23 protein-coding genes are annotated in these 19,448 nt (G+C 58.7%); all 23 read left to right on the forward strand.

Going from position 1 to position 19,448, the window contains the following annotated elements; genetic code table 11:
• Positions 1-15 precede the first annotated feature (15 nt).
• Positions 16-798 carry a phage tail protein gene (locus QYQ93_RS06815; protein WP_338476593.1) on the forward strand — a complete coding sequence of 261 codons (783 nt, stop codon included), beginning with the start codon at positions 16-18 and terminating at the stop codon, positions 796-798.
• A gap of 2 nt (positions 799-800) precedes the next feature.
• A complete protein-coding gene (locus tag QYQ93_RS06820) occupies positions 801-1,103 on the forward strand; it encodes a hypothetical protein (protein ID WP_043048910.1) in 303 nt (100 codons plus the stop codon).
• Between the two features lie 87 nt (positions 1,104-1,190).
• Positions 1,191-1,364: a hypothetical protein gene (locus QYQ93_RS06825; protein WP_003189022.1), complete on the forward strand. Its 174-nt coding sequence runs from the start codon at positions 1,191-1,193 to the stop codon at positions 1,362-1,364.
• Positions 1,365-1,366: 2 nt separating this feature from the next.
• Positions 1,367-2,533 (forward strand): tail protein, encoded by a 1,167-nt coding sequence (locus QYQ93_RS06830; RefSeq protein ID WP_043048854.1) that lies wholly within the window; start codon positions 1,367-1,369, stop codon positions 2,531-2,533.
• The gene (locus QYQ93_RS06835; protein WP_043048856.1) at positions 2,533-3,039 is read left to right on the forward strand and encodes a phage major tail tube protein; all 507 of its coding nucleotides are present in this window, start codon (positions 2,533-2,535) and stop codon (positions 3,037-3,039) included. Before QYQ93_RS06830 ends, QYQ93_RS06835 begins: the two co-directional genes overlap by 1 nt.
• A 51-nt stretch (positions 3,040-3,090) precedes the next feature.
• Positions 3,091-3,663, forward strand: a complete 573-nt coding sequence (locus QYQ93_RS06840) for a phage tail assembly protein (protein WP_043048857.1) — start codon at positions 3,091-3,093, stop codon at positions 3,661-3,663.
• Positions 3,664-3,790: 127 nt separating this feature from the next.
• Positions 3,791-5,632, forward strand: coding sequence for a phage tail tape measure protein (locus QYQ93_RS06845; protein WP_338476594.1), 1,842 nt, complete (start codon positions 3,791-3,793; stop codon positions 5,630-5,632).
• Entirely contained in the window at positions 5,632-6,015 is a 384-nt protein-coding gene (locus QYQ93_RS06850; protein ID WP_338476595.1) for a phage tail protein, read from the forward strand. The genes QYQ93_RS06845 and QYQ93_RS06850 overlap by 1 nt, the downstream gene beginning before the upstream one ends.
• On the forward strand, positions 6,008-6,220 hold the full coding sequence (locus tag QYQ93_RS06855; protein WP_338476596.1) for a tail protein X: 213 nt from the start codon (positions 6,008-6,010) through the stop codon (positions 6,218-6,220). Before QYQ93_RS06850 ends, QYQ93_RS06855 begins: the two co-directional genes overlap by 8 nt.
• 9 nt (positions 6,221-6,229) lie before the next feature.
• The gene (locus QYQ93_RS06860) at positions 6,230-7,240 is read left to right on the forward strand and encodes a phage late control D family protein (protein WP_338476597.1); all 1,011 of its coding nucleotides are present in this window, start codon (positions 6,230-6,232) and stop codon (positions 7,238-7,240) included.
• 65 nt (positions 7,241-7,305) lie between these two features.
• Complete coding sequence (locus QYQ93_RS06865) at positions 7,306-7,503, forward strand: hypothetical protein (RefSeq protein ID WP_235387832.1); 198 nt, start codon at positions 7,306-7,308, stop codon at positions 7,501-7,503.
• 92 nt (positions 7,504-7,595) lie between these two features.
• Complete coding sequence (locus tag QYQ93_RS06870; protein WP_043048863.1) at positions 7,596-8,087, forward strand: phage tail tube protein; 492 nt, start codon at positions 7,596-7,598, stop codon at positions 8,085-8,087.
• An 8-nt stretch (positions 8,088-8,095) separates the two neighbouring features.
• Positions 8,096-8,446: a phage tail assembly chaperone family protein, TAC gene (locus tag QYQ93_RS06875; RefSeq protein ID WP_043048865.1), complete on the forward strand. Its 351-nt coding sequence runs from the start codon at positions 8,096-8,098 to the stop codon at positions 8,444-8,446.
• Between the two features lie 29 nt (positions 8,447-8,475).
• Positions 8,476-8,730 (forward strand): hypothetical protein, encoded by a 255-nt coding sequence (locus QYQ93_RS06880; protein WP_043048867.1) that lies wholly within the window; start codon positions 8,476-8,478, stop codon positions 8,728-8,730.
• Positions 8,731-8,792: 62 nt separating this feature from the next.
• Complete coding sequence (locus tag QYQ93_RS06885) at positions 8,793-9,953, forward strand: phage tail tape measure C-terminal domain-containing protein (protein ID WP_338476598.1); 1,161 nt, start codon at positions 8,793-8,795, stop codon at positions 9,951-9,953.
• Positions 9,954-9,981: 28 nt separating this feature from the next.
• Entirely contained in the window at positions 9,982-10,320 is a 339-nt protein-coding gene (locus QYQ93_RS06890; RefSeq protein ID WP_338476599.1) for a phage tail protein, read from the forward strand.
• A 228-nt stretch (positions 10,321-10,548) separates the two neighbouring features.
• A complete protein-coding gene (locus QYQ93_RS06895; RefSeq protein WP_043048871.1) occupies positions 10,549-11,232 on the forward strand; it encodes a phage minor tail protein L in 684 nt (227 codons plus the stop codon).
• A 2-nt stretch (positions 11,233-11,234) separates the two neighbouring features.
• Entirely contained in the window at positions 11,235-12,008 is a 774-nt protein-coding gene (locus QYQ93_RS06900) for a C40 family peptidase (RefSeq protein ID WP_043048872.1), read from the forward strand.
• 33 nt (positions 12,009-12,041) lie between these two features.
• Complete coding sequence (locus QYQ93_RS06905) at positions 12,042-12,674, forward strand: tail assembly protein (protein WP_124376628.1); 633 nt, start codon at positions 12,042-12,044, stop codon at positions 12,672-12,674.
• 32 nt (positions 12,675-12,706) lie between these two features.
• Positions 12,707-13,315, forward strand: coding sequence for a tail assembly protein (locus tag QYQ93_RS06910; protein WP_043048875.1), 609 nt, complete (start codon positions 12,707-12,709; stop codon positions 13,313-13,315).
• Between the two features lie 59 nt (positions 13,316-13,374).
• Positions 13,375-17,313 (forward strand): TipJ family phage tail tip protein, encoded by a 3,939-nt coding sequence (gpJ, locus tag QYQ93_RS06915; protein ID WP_338476600.1) that lies wholly within the window; start codon positions 13,375-13,377, stop codon positions 17,311-17,313.
• Between the two features lie 322 nt (positions 17,314-17,635).
• The gene (locus QYQ93_RS06920) at positions 17,636-18,331 is read left to right on the forward strand and encodes a hypothetical protein (RefSeq protein ID WP_124421685.1); all 696 of its coding nucleotides are present in this window, start codon (positions 17,636-17,638) and stop codon (positions 18,329-18,331) included.
• Between the two features lie 85 nt (positions 18,332-18,416).
• Positions 18,417-19,448, forward strand: coding sequence for a pyocin knob domain-containing protein (locus QYQ93_RS06925; protein WP_043048879.1), 1,032 nt, complete (start codon positions 18,417-18,419; stop codon positions 19,446-19,448).

Below are 19,448 nucleotides of genomic sequence, written 5' to 3' on the forward strand. Positions count from 1 at the left end.
GACAGGGAGTTGATGATGGGAATTGAAACGACTATCACGAAAGTTGTGGATGCATGTAACAGGCTTACGGAGACGGTTACCAGCCAAATTGGGAAGATTGACGCGCGGGTAGAGGCCGCTTCGAATCAGTTTACTTCTTGGCGTAATAGTGTGCAGGCTAAGGATATTAATGGCCGTGCCTCTTATACACAAACAATTGATCTTACAGGACTTTCTACCAATATTTTTTATCCGGTCTGGTGGCGTATGCCAGGTAACGAGAGAGGTATGTCGGAGATCATAATTTCCAGAAACTATGGCTTGGACGCAGGTCTCAATCCATTCAACAACAATTTTGAGCCACATGTCGCCGGTCTAAATCTGCAAATGGAGGGCTGTGGGATCCCATGGAATGGGGACGCTAATTTTTTGACTATCAAGCGCATCTCTCAAACCTACCGAGAGACCGTCCGTCGTGCTCAATTCGGGATGTGGTCGTACGTCCGTCCGGTCACTGGCTTGAAGCCCATCTGGCTTAACCAGATACCTGGCACATTGGTCTCGTCCCCGCAGGAATCTGGCTGCTATTTGCGTGGCGGGCTGACGTATATCGTCACCAAGAGTTTTGAGGAGCCTGTGAAGTACAGTCGCTCAGATGCTGAAGTGGAATTGAGTCAAGCGGTGACCCCTGAATATGAAATTTGCTGGAAGGTGAAACCGTTTGCGATAACCGCGACCGAACTTGGAGAAACTTATCCGGAAAGCCGGTTGGCTTATACGTTGGATAACGATCTGCGCTACACAGCAAAAGGGGTATGAAGATGGCTGGATATATCAAAAAACTACTGCTGCCCTCGGGTGAGACGCTGATCAATGTTCCTGCGGACCGCCCAACCCTGATGGCATTGGGATTTGACGAGGTTCGCGCAGATGAACTGGTCATGCAGACGGAAAGCAGTGCCAAGTTGGAAAGTGTTATCTCTGCGCGTCGTACGTTGTACGTAGCTGAAGCTGACCCTTTGTTTCTGGAATGGCAATACGACGAAACTCCAGAAAAAGAAAAGGCCTGGCGTGACAAAGTCGCAGAAATCAAGGCGCTCTACCCCTTGCCTGATCGCAACTGATCCCCACCGCGAAAACGGTTTTTTTCGCCTCCCCAAAGCCCCTCCCCGTAGGGGCTTTTTGCATTTTCCACCCGGAGATTTCCACCCATGCCCACCCGCCAAACCTACACCGTTCTCATCCCATTCCCCATCGGTAACGGCCACTGGTCCACCGCCGGCGAGGAACTGGAACTGCTCGACGTCGAAGCATCCGCCCTACGCACCGCTGGCCGCCTGGAACTGACCAGCGTCCTCAACTCCACCCCCAAGAAGGCTGAATAACCATGGCAGAAGTCCTGAACTTCGAGCACAACGGCATCACTGTAAATGCCACTGAATCCCCCGAGGCCATGGGTGGCCTTGGCGATAACGTGATCGGCCTGGTCGGCACGGCGCCGAATGCCCACGCATCGATCCCGAAAAACGCGCCGTTCCGTATCAACAGCTTCACGACCCAGGCATTGCTGGACCCTACCGGCACCGAGTCGGGCACCTTGTTCCAGGCGGTGTACCAGATCCTCAAAGTGGTCAAGGTGCCCGTCTATGTGGTCATCGTCGAAGAAGGCGCCACCCCGGCCGATACGGTCAACAACGTGATCGGCGGCAACGACCCGGTCACCGGCCGCAAGCTGGGCCTGGCGGCCCTGAGCAGTGTCCCGGAAGACCTGACCATCATCGGCGCTCCAGGCTTTACCGGCACCAAGGCCGTGGCCGGTGAGTTCGCCTCCTTCGGCAAGCGCATCAAGGCGCGTGTGGTACTGGATGGCAAGGACGCTTCGGTGGCCGATCAAGTTGCCTATAGCGGCGAGTTGGGCGGTGCCGACCTGGGCTTCGACCGTTGCCTGCTGGTGCACAACATGCCGTCGGTGTATTCCAAGGCCGCGAAGAAAAACGTGTTCCTGTCGCCATCCTCGTTGGCCATCGCCGCACTGGCCAAGGTCAAGCAGTGGGAAAGCCCAGGCAACCAGGTGACCTTCGCCGAGGACGTCTCCCGCGTGGTCGAGTACAACATCCTCGACACCTCCACCGAAGGCGACCTGCTCAACCGCTACGGCGTGAGTTACTACGCCCGCACCATCCTCGGCGGTTTCTCGCTGCTGGGTAACCGCTCCATTACCGGCAAGTTCATCAGCTACGTCGGCCTGGAAGATGCCATCAGCCGCAAGCTGGTCAAGGCCGGCCAGAAAGCCATGGCCAAGAACCTCACCAAGTCCTTCATGGACCAGGAGGTCAAGCGCATCAACGACTGGTTGCAAACCCTGGTGGCCGACGAAACCATCCCTGGCGGCAGCGTATACCTGCACCCGGAACTGAACAGCGTCGAGAAGTACAAGAACGGTACCTGGTTCATCGTTATCGACTACGGCCGCTACGCGCCGAACGAACACATGGTTTATCAACTCAACGCCCGCGATGAAATCATCGAGCAGTTCCTGGAGGACGTTCTCTAATGTTTACCAACCGAGTCAGACAGGCCATTGCGGCCACCCTTCAAGGCCTGCCGTTGTCCGCAACCGTGGAAGAGTTCACCCCGCCAAAGATCGAGTTCGACATGGAAGCCATGTCCGGCGGGCGTTTCATCGCCGAAGAAATGGCCAAGAGCGGCAAGGTGCTCAATGCCACCCTGGCCCTCCAAGGTGCCGGCCCGGAAATCATGCTGGCCCTGGGCGTGCGCATGGGTGACGACATCCTGCTGAACGTGCGGGAAGCCGGCCAGGACCAGGACGGCAAGACCTACTTCACCTACCACACCGTCGGCGGCAAGCTCAAATCCCTGGAGGAGGCGAAGCTGAAGATGGGCGACAAGGCACTCACCACGCTGGAACTGTCCTGCCGTACCTACAACCGCCTGGAAAATGGCATTTCGGTGATCGACATCGACGTGCGCACCCAGAAGTTCGTACTCAACGGCGTCGATATTCTTGGCGATGCGCGCCGTGCTGTGCTGATGCCGTAAAACCTCGGGGGCGGGCGTGCTCGCCCCCAAACTTCTCAAAGGAATTGCCCCATGGCCTGGATGCCACCGTTGCATATCCTGCTGGCCCCGATCACTGCCGATACCGGCGCGATGATCCAGCAGGTTCAACTCAAACCGTTGTTCTACGCCGCGCAAAAAGACGCGCTGGCCCGGGCCGGTGATGACGAGGACGACCAGTTCTTTGAACTGGCGAAACTCGCCACCGGCCTGTCGGAAAAAGAGCTCGATCAGCTCAAACGCCCGGACTACGTGAGCATTGCCCAGTACGTACATGAGATGTCGACGCGCCCTGCGTCGTTCTTCCTGGGCGCACAGGATGCGACACCCCACGACCAACCCGTCCCGTTGCTTTTGCCCCTGGACGCAGCCGGCCGAACCCTGACCGAACTTTCCCTGGAAATGCCCGCCCTGCGCGCCACCAAAGTGATGAAAAAGCTTGCCACCAATAAAGAGCGCGCCGAGTTCATCACCGCCCATTGCACCGGGCTGATGATCCCTGACCTGGCCGGTTTGACCGTGCCCGACTGGACGGAACTGCAGGAGCGCATCGACGATTTTTTAAATCAACCGGCGGACTTCTTTCGCAGCGCGACATCGACGTAATCCTCGATGTGGTGCCGCTGATCTACTCGGTCAATGAGGCGGAGATCCTCGACTGGGACGCCGGAAAAGCATTGCGCCGCTACGACATTGCGATCACTCGCCTTGGCGTTAAACAGGAGTAAGCGGGATGCAGGACAAGTATTCGCTCGCATATGCCATGGTCAAGGATGGCCAGGGTGTATTCAGCAACGCAGGCGGCGCGAAGGGTGCCGATAGTGTTAACCCGGGCCCGTTGGCATCTGAAAGTCATGCAGAGGCGGCGCCATTGTCCTCGATGGGCCTGGCGCTGACCAATGCCGGCTTGCAACTCCAGGGTCTTTCGCTGTCCATGGGGTTACTGCGCGATAGTGTGGACGCGCTGCAAGCCTCCTTGCCGCAGCTTAAGGCGATGGGCATTGAACCGTCCAAAACCGAAAAACGCAGCGATCAGACGACAACCACCGAAGTTACGTCGAGCACATCGCAAGAGCTGCGGCTGATCCGTGACGCCATGACGCTGGGCGAGGTAAAGAGCCTCGATCCGGTCGCGGCCTTTCAACAATCGTTTGCTGCGCCAGCCATCAAGGAAAAAACCATAGCGCAGTTGCGCGAGGCGTCCTCAAAGAGCGAGGAGCAGCTCTCCACGACGCTCAAGCCAGCACCGGTACTTTGGGAAGACGTGTGGCTTCAAAAAAAGACCGACTTGATGGACGGCGCCAACGCCTGGGCCAGCACATCGCCGGCAGCCGCTACCACTGTGAAAACCGCTGAGGCGGTGATTCTGCCGGTGTTTTCACCGGTGGTCACCGGTTTTTTCTCGGGTTTGGGAGACACGATCAAAAGTCGGGTGACGAGCAATGTGGTCGACGTGACGCTGGGCAAACTGCCTGGAGTGGTTGGCAAACTGTTCAAGAGCGACGGCTTTAAAAAGGATCAGCCATGCTGCTGCGCCACTGCAACCCAAGCCTCACTGAGCAGTCGCCGCTCCAGTCGCAGAGGCTCTTCTGCCAGGAAAAAGGGTAGCAATAGGCCCAAGTCGCAGAAAAACCAGAAGGCGCGGAACGCGCAGAAGAAACAGCAAGCGCAGAAGAAACAGGCGTCTGTGGCGAGGCCGGCGTTTACAAAGCAGGCACCTGTGAAAAACGCTGGGGTGATGTCGACGCTGCGCAGTCTGTCTGAGCGCTTGATCAACCCCTTGTTCCCGGCGCAGTCCAATGGTTTCCATGCCGGAGCACCCGTGCAAGGTTTGCAGCCGCGTGGCGCCCAGGTCAATAACCGAACGACTCACACTGATCTGCGTCATTCGATCCCAGGTAGAACCCCGGGGCTGATTGAAGCCTTGGAAGGCAGGGGCTTGCCTCTGCCTTCCGAAGCTCGCGCAATCAGCCAGCCACACGCACAGACCGTCAGTCGTGAGCGTTCAGCCATGCCTGCGGTGACTCATTCGTCAAAAATGCCGGCCTCCGGGCTGTTGGGCGTGATGAGTAAGCTGGAGACTGCCGGCGTCCGCCGTCTTGGCCCGCTGAAATATGTCGACACCGCCGTTGACGTGGTCCAGGGCGTACGCAATGGCGACGCCAAGGCCGTCGGTGCTGGCCTTAGCACCGCTGGCGGCGCCTGGGCGGGAGCATCCGCCGGCGCCGCGCTCGGCACCCTGGTTTTCCCTGGTATCGGCACCGCAGTCGGCGGCGCCATCGGTGGCTTGCTGGGCAGCGAAGCAGGCAGTTGGCTCGGTGACAAACTGTTCAGCTCGAATGATCGCCTGCCCGCGCCCAATGCACTGAGCAAGGAGCTCAACAGTGCCCGCACCGATAACGTCCAGGTCACGATTGCACCGAGTATCCAGATCACCGGCGTCAACCCTGCCGATGCCCAGCAGGTCGTCAACCAGGTGATCCAGGCCCTGCAGTTCCAATGCATGCCCATGGTCACCGACTCCCTTGGCATCCGGCGCAACGCGGCACTGGCCGATCCTTCAGGAGGTGATTGATGCGACAACAAATGGTACTCGGCGACTTTATCTTTGGCTTGTCCCGGGGTTTTGCCTATTCGTCGTTGATCCGCAACAGCGACGGCGGCTGGAGTGACCTGGCGATTATTGCCAGCAAACCCCAGTCGCGGCAGAACGGCCAGAAGCTGGAAAAGCTCACGTTCAGCGGCACGGCCATGTACGCCGTCGGCATGCAGCGCCTGGACGAATTGCGCGCACTGCAAGATGCGCGTGCGCCGTTGCCGCTGGTCGATGGCATCGGTCGTAACTGGGGCCTGTGGCGCATCAACTCGGTGGTGGAAACCCAAAGCAACGTGATCGATGACGGCACCGCCATGGTCATGACCTGGACCCTGGAACTGGAGGAATTCGTCAATGCGTAGAGTGCGAAGTATCGCCGGTGATTCGGTCAACCTGTTGCTCTACCGCGAGCTGGGACGTTGCGATGACACGGCGGAAGAAACCCTCTGGCGCTTGAATCCCGAACTGGCTGAATACGGTCCGCTATTGCCGGCCGGCGTATGGGTGATCGTGCCTGAGATGCAAGCCAGGCCGGCGGCCGTGCGTCCCGTGCTGGCGTGGGATTAAGGAGGCTGCATGGCACAGGGATTTACCCCGATCGTAGAGTTCTACGGCGCCAACGCGGCGCTGCTCAATCAACGCCTGATGCATTGGAGCCACACCGACGCTGGCGGTATCCAGACTGACCGCCTGGAATTGACCCTCAATATCGAAGGGCTGGAGGGGTTGCCCAGCCTGAGTGGCAAGATCGGCCTGCGCGTCGGTTACCAGGAAACCGGCTTGGTGGAAAAAGGCGAGTTTGTCGTCACCCAACGGACCCCAGTGTTGTTTCCGATGCGCCTGATGATCGTGGCCACGGCCGCGCCCTTCAGTGAGGTGGATAAGAGCGGGTACCGCCAGCGCCGCTCCGCCAGCCATGGGCCGACGACATTGGGGGCATTGTTTCGGCAACTGGTCAGCCGCCATGGTTTTTCACCGCGAGTGGCACCGACGCTGGACGGCATTGCGATTGCGCACATCGACCAGTCCAATGAAAGCGACATGGCCTTCATCACTCGCCTGGCCAAGCGCTACAACGCGGTCACCAAGCCGTTCAATGAACTCTATGTACTGGCCGAAGCGGGGCAGGCCAAGTCACTCTCCGGCCAGCTACTGCCGCCAGTGAAATTATCGGTGACCGGGGACAACCGGCCCGGTGAGCACGCCTTCATTACCGCCAAGCTTGATGAGAAAGCTCGCTCAAAATACATGGGCAGCCGCGTCAGCTGGTGGGACGCCGCCGCCGGCAAACAGCGCGTGGTCCAGATCGGGATTGCCCCGTTCAAGACCTTGCGTCAGCGCTGCCAGAACGAAGCCGAAGCCCGCGCCGTGGCCGAAGGCGAACTGCGGCGGGTGGGCCGTGAAGGTTTGAAGCTGCAGATCGATTGCCCAGGTAACCCGTTGCTCGCTGCCGAAGGCTTGCTGGTGCTGGATGAAACCTGGCCTTCGTACATGCAGGGGCGCTGGTCGATTACTCAAGTGACCCACGTTGGCGACCCGGCGACGGGGTATCGCAGTTCGATCATGGCCAGTGGATTGGCGTCTTGATCGTCACCGCTGCGCATTGTTGACGCTCCCCACCCCTGCCTACCTGACGTGATACAGGAACCAAGATGCCTATGAACGACGAAGAATTGGCCGCGATCAACCGCTTGATCGCCGCCCTGCAAACCCAGACTGATGGCCAACTGGCGCTCAACGCGGCCATTCGACTCTTGGCCCAGAGCAACCAGGCATTGGTCGACCTGATCAAGAGCCGAGAACCGGACCCGAATGCACCGCCTTACCTGGATGGTAAACCGGCGCCCTGATCGCGGCTCGACCTGCCTAGTACCCAGCAACACAGCCGTTGCACCCCATAGCCCGCCTTCGCGGGTTTTTTATTGTTCATGGAGAACACTCGATGTCGATTCTTACCCAAGGTACCCAGATTTTTGCCCTCGTCCCGCCGGCCTCCGGCACCGGGCCCTACACCGTGCTGGAAATCGAGCACGCCACTTCATTCGAACCGGGCGGCGCGCCGGCCGAGCAGATTGAAGACACCAGCCTCAATGCCGAAGAGCGCAGCTACAAGAAAGGTTTGCGCACTCCAGGCACTGCGAGCTTGGGCCTGAATGCCGACCCGACCAACGCCAGCCATATCCGGCTGCACCAGCTGTCTGAAGCCAAGGGCGATACAGGTGTGAAGTGGGCGGTGGGCTGGTCCGACGGCAAGGACGTGCTGCCTACCCTGAACGCCAAGGGCGATGGCTTTGAACTGCCGGCAACCCGTACCTGGTTCACTTTCGACGGCTACGTGTCGGACTTCCCGTTCAACTTTGCACTGAACGCCGTCGTAACCACCACCGTCACTATCCAACGCACCGGCGCCAGCGCCTGGATCAAGAAAGCCTGAGAGACGCCATGAACCTCAAACAACTGAAAGCCAAGGGCGGCATCGTCGATGGCCAGCCGGTGAAGAAAGAGATCAGCTGGACGCATCTGGACAGCAAAACCGGCAAGGAAGTCACCGACACCTTCACGTTGCACATCCGCCGCCAGTCGTTCGGCGTGATCGAGCGTCTGTTCAGCCAGGGGGAGTCGACACAGAGCCGCAATGCAAGCTACCTCGCGGCCTCAGTGTCGCTGGGTACCGAGGGCGATGAAGCCCTGAGTTACGACGATGCGTTCGGGCTTGAGCCGTCATTGGGGTTTGTGATCCTCAATGCAGTCAATGAGGTCAATGGCACTCAAGGTGGCGGCGCAAAGAGCTGACGGTCGCCGATGAGTTCTGGCACGAACTGGTGCTGAACGGAGTGGGTGGCCGCACGATCGCCGAAGCCAAAGAGCGCATGACCTACCACGAAGCCCTGGCCTGGGGACGCTATATCGACCGATACGGTTCCCTGCACGCCGGTAGGCGGCTGGAGGCGGGCAGCGCGTTGGTGGCGCTGCAGACCCACCGGCTGGGCGGCGGCACGGCCGAGCTGATTGATTTCATGCCCCATGAGTTGCGCCGGGGTGTGTCACTCGAGCGTGCGATGAACGAGTGGCGTTAAGGACGACGCCACTTTCCTTGAAACCCGTTTCGGCGGGTTTTATCCATGACCCGGAGAAACCTATGGCAACTGCTTCCCAGGGTAATCTGACGCTCAACCTCGGCAGCCTGGAGCAGGCCCTGGCGAAGGCGTCACGGATTACCGAAAACAGCATGCGCGAGATGCAGCATAAGATTGAGGATGCCAGTAAAAAGGTCAGCGCCTCTGCCGCAGCGGCGCTACAGGTCACGTCCGGCCAGTTCAAGGCCTTTCAAAGGGCCTATGACCCGGCCACGGATGCGGCGGAAAATTTTATTCAGAAAAATGCGCAACTGGTGCAAGTGCTCAAGCAGAGCCAGGGGGCGCAGAATGATTTTGTGGGGGCGCTGGAGGCGCAGTCCAGTTACACCGAGCGGGCGGGGCTGAAGTTTCCAACGGGTGGGCCGTATGGGGATGCAGCTTCATCGGATCAGGAGGGGATGGCTCTTCTGAGTGAAGAAAAAACTGGGCAGGTTAAAAGTAATTTCGCCGATATGACCCAGCTGCTCGATGATTGGCGCGAAGGCGCCAGTGCCGCGTTCAAAGAGTATTCTACTAGCGCAGGTACGGCAGCCGAGCAATCGAAGGCGGTGTTCGCCAGTGCTTTTGAAAAGATGGATGCCGCGGTCCTGACGTTTGCGACTACGGGGAAGTTCAACTTCTCTGACTTTGCCACCTCGGTACTTAAAGACATGGCGGCGATGGCTGCCAAAACGGCGGCCTCTAGTGCCCTGAAGTCGTTGTTCAGTTTGGCCGGCTCGGCCATCACCAGTTGGTTGAGCCCTTCTGTTCCCGCAGGTTCAGTGCTGGGGCCAAGCGGGTATCAAAATGAACTCAATGTCTCCGGCATTAAGTATGCCAATGGGGGGGTATTCACCAACTCCATTGCGACCAGCCCAACCCTGGCCCCTATGGCCCTCTTCGGCGAAGCCGGCCCCGAAGCCATCATGCCTCTGAGCCGAGGTTCCGACGGCTCCCTCGGCGTACGCGCTTTAGGCGGCGGCCCGTCGGGCACTACCAGCAGCAACCAGGTGGTAATCCAGCAAACCATCAACGTCGCCGACGGCCAGGGCTCAGGCACCGACACCAACGCCCAGAACGTCGCCCGCGCCTATGCCGGCTCAGCCCGCCAGGGTGCTGCCGAGCAGATCGCCCGCGACCTCAAGCCGGGCGGGCAAATCTGGTCGGCGATCAACGGCCGCTGACTATCAACGGCTTACGCCTGGAGAAAACATGAGCACAGAAATATTCACTTGGGTGCCCAAGGTGGAACCCGTCGGCAGCGTCGAGTTTCGCCTTAAGTCGGCCAAGTTCGGCGACGGCTACCAGCAAACGGCTGCGGATGGGATCAACAACAAGACCCAGTCCTGGCCACTGACGTTCGTGGGTGACGAAGCGCGGATCAAAGCGATCGTCGCTTTCCTCGACCGCCATGCCGGTGCCAAGGCGTTCAGCTGGACCGCACCCCTGGCAGAGCCTGCGTTGTATCGCTGCAAGGGTTACCAGCCTACGCCCATGGGCGCCGGGCTCTACTCCCTGACCGCGACGTTCGAGCAAGCCTTCCACCCCTAGCGCCACCTGTGGCGCCTACACCCCGCCACAGTGCGTAATGCCGTTCAGTTAAGCGTATATCGCCTCTCAGTAGGAGCGAGCTTGCTCGCGAAAAACGTTAACGATAACGCGTGTTTCCTGATTGAACGCGGCGCCTGTGAGTTTTTCGCGAGCAAGCTCGCTCCTACAAAAGCCTTAACTGAACGGCATTACGCCACAGTGCGGGGTTTTCTTTGCCCGGAGAATCATATGTCCATCACTGCAGATATCCAGACCCTGGAGCCCGGGGCCTGGGTGGAGCTTTTCGAGCTCGATGCCGCCACCCTGGGTGCCGAGTTGTACCGGTTTCACGGTTACCCCCAGGAGTCATCGATCTTCTGGCAGGGCCACGAGTATTCACCTTGGCCGATCCAGGCCGAGGGCTTTGAAATGTCGGGGCAGGGCACCCAACCGACGCCAACGCTGGCCGTAGGTAACGTCGGTGGTTTCATCACGGCGTTGGTGTTGTATTTCGAGGACCTGGTCGGCGCTCGGCTGATCCGTCACCGTACCTTGGCCAAGTACCTCGACGGCCAGCCCGAAGCGGACCCGGAAGAGGAACTGCCGCCGGACATCTGGTATGTCGAGCGCAAAGTCGCGGAAAGCAGCGAGACGGTGAAGTTCGAACTGGCCAGCGCGCTGGATTTCAATGGCGTGCAACTGCCCCGTCGGCAGATCGTCGCCAATGTGTGTTGGTGGCTCAGCTGCGGCGGTTACCGCGGCCCCTATTGCGGCTACAACGGCGGCCCGGTGGCGGATGCCAATGACGTGATCGTCACGGATGCGGCCAAGGATAAATGCGGTGGGCGACTGACAAGCTGCAAGCTGCGTTTCGGCGAGAACAACCCACTGCCCTACGGTTCATTTCCGGCTGCGGGCCTGTTGCGGAGCTGAATATGAACAAGACCAACCTGGCGGCGATTGCCCGGCACGCCGTGGCCGACTACCCCCATGAGTGCTGCGGCCTGATGATTCGCGAAGGGCGTAAGCGTGTGTATGTGCCGTGTCGCAATACGGCGAGCACGCCCAGCGAACACTTTCGCCTGGCACCCGAGGACTATGCCGCCGCCGAAGAGCGTGGCGAAATACTCGCGGTGGTGCACAGCCATCCCGATTGCCCGGCGACGCCCAGTGAAGCGGACCGCGTGGCGTGCGAAGCCTCAGGGTTGCCTTGGCACATTGTGGAAGTACGCAAGGGGGACGACGGGCAGGTGTGTACCGGTGAATGGGCCAGTTGCACGCCGAATGGCTACCAGGCGCCCCTGATCGGTCGCGCTTTCGCCCACGGCGTGCATGACTGCCTGAGCATCATCCTCGACTACTACCGCCGCGAGTTGGGCATCGAGCTCGGCGACTATCAACGCGAAGACGGCTGGTGGGACAAGGGCGGCAATCTCTACCTGGACAACCTGCCGGCCGCCGGCTTCGTGCAGGTCAGCCAACTGCAACAGGGCGATATCGTGCTGATGCAGATCCGTGCGCCAGTGCCCAACCATGCCGCGATTTACCTGGCAGATGGGGTGCTGCAAAGCGAACCCGAACATTACCCCGCGCCCGGCTCGATCCTGCACCACCTGTATGGCCGCGATAGCAAACGCGACACCTACGGCGGCTACTGGGGCGAGGTGACGGTGAGCTATTGGCGACATGGCCTGCGGGCCAAACACTAACCACATCGGCGGTTCATTCGCCTGGAGGATGCCATGCATCATGAAAAAGTCCGGACGGTGCGCCTTTACGGCAGCCTGGGCGCCAGCTTTGGCCGAGTGCATCGGCTGGCGGTGAGGAACGCCTCGGAAGCGATTCACGCGTTGTGCATCCTGGTGCCCGGGTTCGAGCGTTTCCTGATGGAGTCCAAGGACCGCGGCGTGACCTACTCGATTTTCCTGGGCCGCGACAATATCGGCCAGGACCGGCTCAACGCACCTTCCGGAACCTCGGACATCCGCATCGCCCCGGTGCTGATGGGCAGCAAGCGCGCAGGGTCAATGCAAACCATTATCGGGGTCGCACTGATTGTCGCGGCGTCGTATTTCTCTGGTGGCCTCGCCGCTTCCAGTGGTTCTTCGACCTTGATCGGCGCTTCATCCACCACCGGCTGGACCTTCGCCGCGAGCATGGGGATCTCCATGGCCATGGGCGGGGTCATGCAGTTGATGTCGCCGATGCCCAAGGGGCTGAGCACCATGGACCGCCCGGATAACCGCTCCAGCTACAGCTTCAACGGCCCGGTCAACACCAGCATCCAGGGCGGCCCGGTGGGCTTGCTGTATGGCGAGCTGACGGTGGGCAGTGCGGTGGTCAGTGCGGGTATCTATGCGCAGGATCAGCTCTAGCCAACGTTTCGAAGATGATCAGGAGAGTGCTCATGGGATTGGCAGTCGAACAACATACGATGCGAACGGTGCTGCTATCAGGCTCGCTCGCCAGGCTTTTCGGTCGAGAACATCGCGTGACCACCGCGGGTGGTTTCAAGGATGTAATGGGCTACTTCAAACAGTTTCCTGGCTTTGAGCGCTACATGCTGCAGAGCGCTGATAAAGGTTTGCGCTTTGCCGTATTCAACGGCAAGCGCAACATCGCCGAAGACGATATTCAAAAGCCCCTTGGCAAGGACGTGATCCGCATCGCGCCGGTATTGACCGGCTCCAAGCGCGCAGGCGGGTTGCAGACCATTATCGGTGCGGTATTGATCGCGGTGGCGTATTACAACCCGTTTGGTTTCCTGACGGGGCCGGCTGCCAGCATGATGTTGATGGCGGGTGCGTCCATGGCGATGGGCGGTGTCATGCAGATGTTGTCACCGCCCCCCAAAGGGCTTGGTGCCCAGGACAGTCCTAATAACCGCCCGAGCTACAGCTTCAACGGCCCGGTCAACACCAACGCCCAGGGCAATCCGGTCGGCTTGCTCTACGGCGAGTTGGTCGTCGGCAGTGCTGTGATCAGTGCCGGCATCTACGCCCAGGACCAACTCTAACCGTCCTCCTTTTCACCCAGCCCGCCGAGTGCGGGCTTTATTTCGCCTGAAGGAAAGCCATGACTGACCTCACTCTCGCTGGCAGCAAAGGCGGCGCGTCCAAGCCCCGCCCCTCCGTGGAGGCGCCAGACAGCCTGCAAAGTACGGCCTATGCCCGTATCCTCGATCTCGTCAGCGAAGGCGAGATTGTCGGTTTGAAAAACGATAAGCGCTCGGTGTTTCTCGACGAGACTCCGCTGGCCAACGCCGATGGCAGCCTCAATTTCAGTGGCGTGACCCTCGATACACGCAACGGCAGCCAGGATCAGACGCACATCCCAGGCTTCCCTGCCGTGGAAAACGAAAGCCCGGTGTCCGTCGAGCTGCGTAGCGATCAGCCTTGGACCAAGTCCTATTCCAACCTGCAACTGTCGGCGGTGCGGGTTCGCCTGGCTGTCACGCGGTTGTCGCAGACCAACACCAGCAACGGCGACACCAACGGCTACACGGTGCAATACGCTATTGATCTATCCACCGATGGCGGCGCCTTCGTGCAGGTACTGGCGGCAGCCTTCAGCGGTAAAACCACCACCAAGTACGAACGTTCCCACCGTGTTGACTTGCCTCCTGCGAAGGTGAGTTGGACCCTGCGTGTACGCCGGATCACACCGAACTCCACCAGTGGCGCGATCGCCGATACCACCACCGTGGAGTCGTCCACCGAGGTGATCGACGCCAAGCTGCGCTACCCGGGCTCGGCGCTGATCGGCCTGCAATTCGATGCCGCGCAATTCCAATCGATTCCCTCGCGTTCCTTCGAGCTGCGCGGGCGGATCATCAAGGTGCCGAGCAACTACGACGAGCAAAACCGCACCTACAGCGGCGTGTGGGACGGCACGTTCAAATCCGCCTGGACCGACAACCCGGCCTGGATCTACTACGACCTGCTGTTGCACCAACGCTACGGCCTCGGCCACCTGCTCAACGCCGGCCAAGTGGATAAGTGGGAGCTGTACCGCATCGGCCAGTATTGCGACCAGCCAGTGTCCGATGGCAAGGGCGGTACCGAACCGCGTTTCACCTGCAACCTGTACCTCTCGGTGCGTGCCGATGCCCTGAAGGTGCTGCAGGACCTGGCGACCACCTTCCGCGGCATGGCCTATTGGGGCGCGGGTTCGGTGATGGCGGTGGCGGATATGCCGGAAGACCCGGTCTACACCTACTCCAACGCCAACGTGATCGGTGGCCAGTTCATCTACGGCGGGTCGGCGAAAAAGACCCGCTACACCGTCGCCCTGGTCAGCTGGAATGATCCGACGGATTTCTATCGCCAGAAGGTGCAGTACGTCGATGACGCTGAAGGCATCGCGCGCTACGGCATCCAGCAGACCGAAATCAGTGCCACCGGTTGCACGTCCCAGGCGCAGGCCCAACGCATCGGCAAATGGGCCTTGCTGACCAACCGCCTGGAAACCGAAAGCGTGACCTTCGCGGTCGGCCTCGACGGCACCCTGGCGCGCCCCGGCCAGATCATCCGCGTAGCCGACAACGACCGAGCCGGCCGGCGCATTGGCGGGCGACTGCGTAATGCTACCCTCGACACCCTGACACTGGATGCCGAAGTCACCGCCACGGCGGGCGACACCATCACCCTGGTGATGCCCAACGGCAAGGCGGTGTCCAGGGAGGTCAAATCCGTCAGCGCCGCAGGTGCGGACGGGCAGTTGGTTGTGTTGCAAACCAAGCTCGACGAACTGCCGCCGGTCCAATCGATCTGGGCCATCGACTCCGCGACCCTGGCTTTGCAACAGTTCCGCGTACTGTCGATCTCCGAAGATTTTTCGGATGACGAAATCAAATACAGCCTCAGTGCGGTCAAGCACGTACCGAGCAAATTTGCCGCTATCGACAACGGCGCGAAAATCGACAGCCCACCGATCACCGTGATCCCGCCGAGCGTGCAAGCGGCGCCGACCGGCGTGACGGTCAGCAATGATCATTTCGTCGAGCAAGGCAGTGCGGTCAATGTCATGACCATCGACTGGCAACGCCCGGCGCATGCGATTGCCTTCGAGGTCTACTGGCGTAAAAACGACGGCGAGTGGATCTACGCCGGGCGTACCGGCGGGACTTCGATTGAAGTTTCCGGGATCTACGCTGGACGCTACGTAGCCAAGGTGCGGGCGATCAACGCCTTGGATATTGGCTCGTTGTATAGCGAGTCGGTTGAGACCGTGCTCAACGGCAAGACCACCTTGCCGCCGACGGTGGCTGCGCTGACGACAGAGTCGTTGGTGTTTGCGATCAAGCTGAAATGGCAGATTCCGCAGGGGGTGAGCACGGCGGATTTGCAGCGTACGGAGGTTTGGTATGGGAAGACTGCCGACCTGGCGTTGGCGACTAAGCTGGGGGATTACGCCTATCCGCAGACCGATTTGACCATGATGGGGCTGGCGGCGGGGACGTCGTTGTTTTTCTGGGCGCGCTTGGTGGATCGCACGGGCAATATCGGGCCGTGGTTTCCAAGCGGGTCGGGCGTCAACGGGCAAGCGAGTTCGGATGCTTCGCCGATTTTGGATCTGATCGCAGGGCAAATCAGCGAGACGGAACTGGGCAAGCACTTGCTCGACCGTATCGAGTTGATTGATGGATCTGGCGCGGGTTCGGTCAACGACCGATTGGACAATACCCGTAAAGAACTGCAAGCACTGGTTGATCAAGTGACGGATGCGTTGCTGTATGACGCGGCCAGGGCATATGCCAGTGGCGAGTTTGTGCGGTTGGGCAATCACCTTTACCAGGCTGTTGCTTCGGTGCCTGCTGGAAATGCACCACCCAATGCAACGTATTGGGTGGATATCGGCACGCTTGTGCAAACCACTGCGGCACTGGCTACACAAATACAGCAGAACTCGGCGGCGATTGCTCAGCATGGCAGCGACATTAACGCTCAGGCCCAGCAACTGAATGCTGTGAAGGTCACGGTTGATGATCCGGTCAGCGGCGTAAGCGCTACAGCGAATGGGTTGAGCACCTTGAAGGCTACCGTGACCACGCTGGATGGCAAGGTCACTACCACGGCAGAACGGGTTGATGGCATCTCCTTGCAGGTTAACCCTTCTATGCAGGGTGACGAAGCTGGGTGGCAGGGTTCCGAGCAGCAGAGCGTCGGCGTCTGGTCGATTCAATCGGCGATTATCGAGGGCGACCTGATCCAGGGGCAGCGCACGGACGTACTGGAAGTAAAACATGCTGCGAACTCGGCAGCTGTTCAGTCTGAACAGACTGCACGTATTAGTGCCGACGGGGTATTGGGTAGCAGGATCGACAGCGTCATGGCGCAAGCCGATGCCAACAAGGCGGCTGTTCAGTCCGAGCAGACGGCTCGTATCAATGCTGATGGAGCGCTGGGTAGCAGGATTGATACTGTCACGGCTCAGAGTTTGAAAAATGCCGCTGCCGTTCAGAGCGAAATAACAGCAAGATCGAATGAAGACCAAGCCTTGGGGCGACGAATCGACACTGTTCAGTCAACTGTGAACGGGAACACCCTGGCGATTCAGACTAACAGTACGGCTATTCAAACAGTCGACGGCAAGATCACTGCGAACTGGTCAGTGCGGATGCAGTACGAAACGGCCACCGGGCTTTATAAGTACGCCGGTATCGGCCTTGGCTTGGAGAACGGTCCAGGGGGGGTGCAGTCGCAGTTCGTCATCGATGCCGATAGATTCGCCATCGGCCAGGCTGGCACGGTGCCGTTCGCCGTTCAGGACGGGCAGACTTTCGTAAAGTCTGCATTCATTCAGGACGGCACGATCACAAACGCCAAGATTGGGGCCTTTATTCAATCGGATGACTACGTGGCGGGCCAAACTGGTTGGCGTCTTAGCAAAGGTGGCGGAGTGGAATTTAACGGGCCTGTTGCAGGCGGGGGGAGGCTTTCAATCAATAACCGGCTACTTGAGGTTTTCGATGGCGCCGGTACGCGCCGTGTAAGGCTTGGTATTTGGGGATAAAAATGCCGCAGGGATTACAGATTTTTAAGGTTGACGGCAGCATTAGGCTCGATACAAGTACCCAGCTGGGAAGGGTGATTGGAAGCATTCAAGTTGCTGCGGGTCAGAAAGACGGAACAATATCTAGCGAGCAGTTTAGTCAGGGACAAGCGTTCATCGTAGGGATGTTTAGTCTTGGCGCATTCACGGGGTCAGTTCTTACCGGGCCCGCATTTAGCCAGGTCTCATATACAAGGTCTGGAAATTCCCTGATTTGGACCAGAGTCACAAATCAGTATGAGACGAATCTTCCGTCCGGGATCATGTATTACGGAGTTTTTTAATGATTGCGGGATTTGAAGCTATAAACGATAAGGGCAGCTACCAAGTCGATAGTGGTTTTCCAGTACTCACCTTGGTAAGGTCTGGTCAGTTATTAAGTCAGAAATACACAAACGGAGAAACTACAAATACCAGCCCCACACGGGTGGCGGTAACAGTGAATGATGGAGAAATTCTTGCTGTTTCTTCAGGTGTGTTCAGTTCCCTTGGGTCCACCGTTGGAAATGTCGCATATATTTATACTGATGGCCCAGCTGGCCAGCTAGTTAATTATTATATTTTTAGGCCGGGCGACATTCCTGTGTCCACCGTTGGTCTGCAGCTCTTTAATGATTTGGGTCGGCTTACTTTCGATTCAGGGTGGGATCTTTTTGATGTCAGGGCGATAATGACAGGTTATGACACATTGTCCCTTACGCCTGGAAGGAAATACGCTTTTGTCCATAACCAGATAGCAACAAGGGTTAAATACATTAAAGTTGTGAATGGAATGTCTCCAAATTATATGACTTCGTATATCAGAACCACGGAGTTTTCTTCCTACAAAATAAATTCAAATGTCATAGAAGCAAGATTGAGTACGATTGATATTGCTGGTACTAGGCCAAAGGCGTCTGGATCTTCATCCGGGTTTACCAGTACACAGCAAAATGGAGTTGTCGCCTCAGCGTTAATAATTGACGTTACAGGTATGTGATAAAAATTATCACAAGTTGATGAGCAGCACTCCGCGCCAGATTAACGTCACCCGCCTTGAGCGGGTTTTTTGACTGGAGAGAATTATGGCAAGACAAGAAATAAACCTAGGTACTACGCCGACAGGTATTGGTGGGGATACCACGCGAAGCACAGGCATTAAGATAAACGCTATGACCCAAGAACTTTACAGTCGTGTTGATGCACTGGGTACTGCGGCAACGGGTACATTGACAACCAACCCAGATGACCATACACCGGGGCGCGTTGTACGGGTTGGGGATTTTGGTGTAGGCGCATATAACCCCCTTGCGCAAGCGGATATAGATACCATTCGCAAACCGGGCACCTACTATTCAATATCCGGCTTGCATACCCCCACAGGCCAAAACGGTTGGTTGACCGTCAATGAGGCCGGGGCCGGTTACACCATGCAAGAGTACTTCGTCGTCAACGACGCTTCTAAGTGGATCCGCGTGGAGGTCGTGGGCGTTTGGCAACCCTGGCAAAAAGTCCTCACCGACGGCCCGGGCCTGGCCTCCACCCAGCAGCGGCTGGGCCTCAAGTCACGTGCCTTCCAGGCCGATGGTGAGCGGCTATTGGGGCAGAACACTACGGAGGCGGGGAAGGCCAATGGCTCGCTGGTTTCCTCGCTCACAATCCATACCGCCATCCGCTATACCGAGAGCGAATCGCCGTTGATTCGGTGTGTGGGCTGCATAAACGGCTACACGTCGCCGTTTACGCTCGACTTGTCTTGGTACTACTACCAGGGCTCGTTCAGTTCCGGCGTTGCACTGTTGAATGCGGCATCCCCGGCCATTGGCAACTTGCAAGGCGGACCCTCGTTGAAAGTCCGCGTGTACCGTCGTCCAGAGACCGGCCTGATGTCCATCTACATCGGTTTTCCCGGAGTGGTCTATCTGCCCCGATTTGCGATGTACTCAATTCAAACTGGCGCCCTTGAAGTGCCAGCAGCCTTCGCATCGAACTGGCTCACGGAAGTGGACATCGCGCCGCCTACGTCGGACATGAACGTGGGCGTGTTGAATGTCATCACCACTCTGAACACGGCCAACTGCGCAAGGCAGGCTGATGGCTCTATAAAGGCGATTTGA

The sequence above is a fragment of the Pseudomonas khavaziana genome (assembly GCF_036704165.1).
Classification (GTDB): Bacteria; Pseudomonadota; Gammaproteobacteria; order Pseudomonadales; family Pseudomonadaceae; genus Aquipseudomonas; species Aquipseudomonas khavaziana.

Bases quoted from the DNA above. Each gene is read 5' to 3' on its own strand.
- QYQ93_RS06815 (WP_338476593.1), top strand. From the start codon at position 16: ATGGGAATTGAAACGACTATCACGAAAGTTGTGGATGCATGTAACAGG.
- QYQ93_RS06820 (WP_043048910.1), top strand. From the start codon at position 801: ATGGCTGGATATATCAAAAAACTACTGCTGCCCTCGGGTGAGACGCTG.
- QYQ93_RS06825 (WP_003189022.1), top strand. From the start codon at position 1,191: ATGCCCACCCGCCAAACCTACACCGTTCTCATCCCATTCCCCATCGGT.
- QYQ93_RS06830 (WP_043048854.1), top strand. From the start codon at position 1,367: ATGGCAGAAGTCCTGAACTTCGAGCACAACGGCATCACTGTAAATGCC.
- QYQ93_RS06835 (WP_043048856.1), top strand. From the start codon at position 2,533: ATGTTTACCAACCGAGTCAGACAGGCCATTGCGGCCACCCTTCAAGGC.
- QYQ93_RS06840 (WP_043048857.1), top strand. From the start codon at position 3,091: ATGGCCTGGATGCCACCGTTGCATATCCTGCTGGCCCCGATCACTGCC.
- QYQ93_RS06845 (WP_338476594.1), top strand. From the start codon at position 3,791: ATGCAGGACAAGTATTCGCTCGCATATGCCATGGTCAAGGATGGCCAG.
- QYQ93_RS06850 (WP_338476595.1), top strand. From the start codon at position 5,632: ATGCGACAACAAATGGTACTCGGCGACTTTATCTTTGGCTTGTCCCGG.
- QYQ93_RS06855 (WP_338476596.1), top strand. From the start codon at position 6,008: ATGCGTAGAGTGCGAAGTATCGCCGGTGATTCGGTCAACCTGTTGCTC.
- QYQ93_RS06860 (WP_338476597.1), top strand. From the start codon at position 6,230: ATGGCACAGGGATTTACCCCGATCGTAGAGTTCTACGGCGCCAACGCG.
- QYQ93_RS06865 (WP_235387832.1), top strand. From the start codon at position 7,306: ATGCCTATGAACGACGAAGAATTGGCCGCGATCAACCGCTTGATCGCC.
- QYQ93_RS06870 (WP_043048863.1), top strand. From the start codon at position 7,596: ATGTCGATTCTTACCCAAGGTACCCAGATTTTTGCCCTCGTCCCGCCG.
- QYQ93_RS06875 (WP_043048865.1), top strand. From the start codon at position 8,096: ATGAACCTCAAACAACTGAAAGCCAAGGGCGGCATCGTCGATGGCCAG.
- QYQ93_RS06885 (WP_338476598.1), top strand. From the start codon at position 8,793: ATGGCAACTGCTTCCCAGGGTAATCTGACGCTCAACCTCGGCAGCCTG.
- QYQ93_RS06890 (WP_338476599.1), top strand. From the start codon at position 9,982: ATGAGCACAGAAATATTCACTTGGGTGCCCAAGGTGGAACCCGTCGGC.
- QYQ93_RS06895 (WP_043048871.1), top strand. From the start codon at position 10,549: ATGTCCATCACTGCAGATATCCAGACCCTGGAGCCCGGGGCCTGGGTG.
- QYQ93_RS06900 (WP_043048872.1), top strand. From the start codon at position 11,235: ATGAACAAGACCAACCTGGCGGCGATTGCCCGGCACGCCGTGGCCGAC.
- QYQ93_RS06905 (WP_124376628.1), top strand. From the start codon at position 12,042: ATGCATCATGAAAAAGTCCGGACGGTGCGCCTTTACGGCAGCCTGGGC.
- QYQ93_RS06910 (WP_043048875.1), top strand. From the start codon at position 12,707: ATGGGATTGGCAGTCGAACAACATACGATGCGAACGGTGCTGCTATCA.
- gpJ (WP_338476600.1), top strand. From the start codon at position 13,375: ATGACTGACCTCACTCTCGCTGGCAGCAAAGGCGGCGCGTCCAAGCCC.
- QYQ93_RS06920 (WP_124421685.1), top strand. From the start codon at position 17,636: ATGATTGCGGGATTTGAAGCTATAAACGATAAGGGCAGCTACCAAGTC.
- QYQ93_RS06925 (WP_043048879.1), top strand. From the start codon at position 18,417: ATGGCAAGACAAGAAATAAACCTAGGTACTACGCCGACAGGTATTGGT.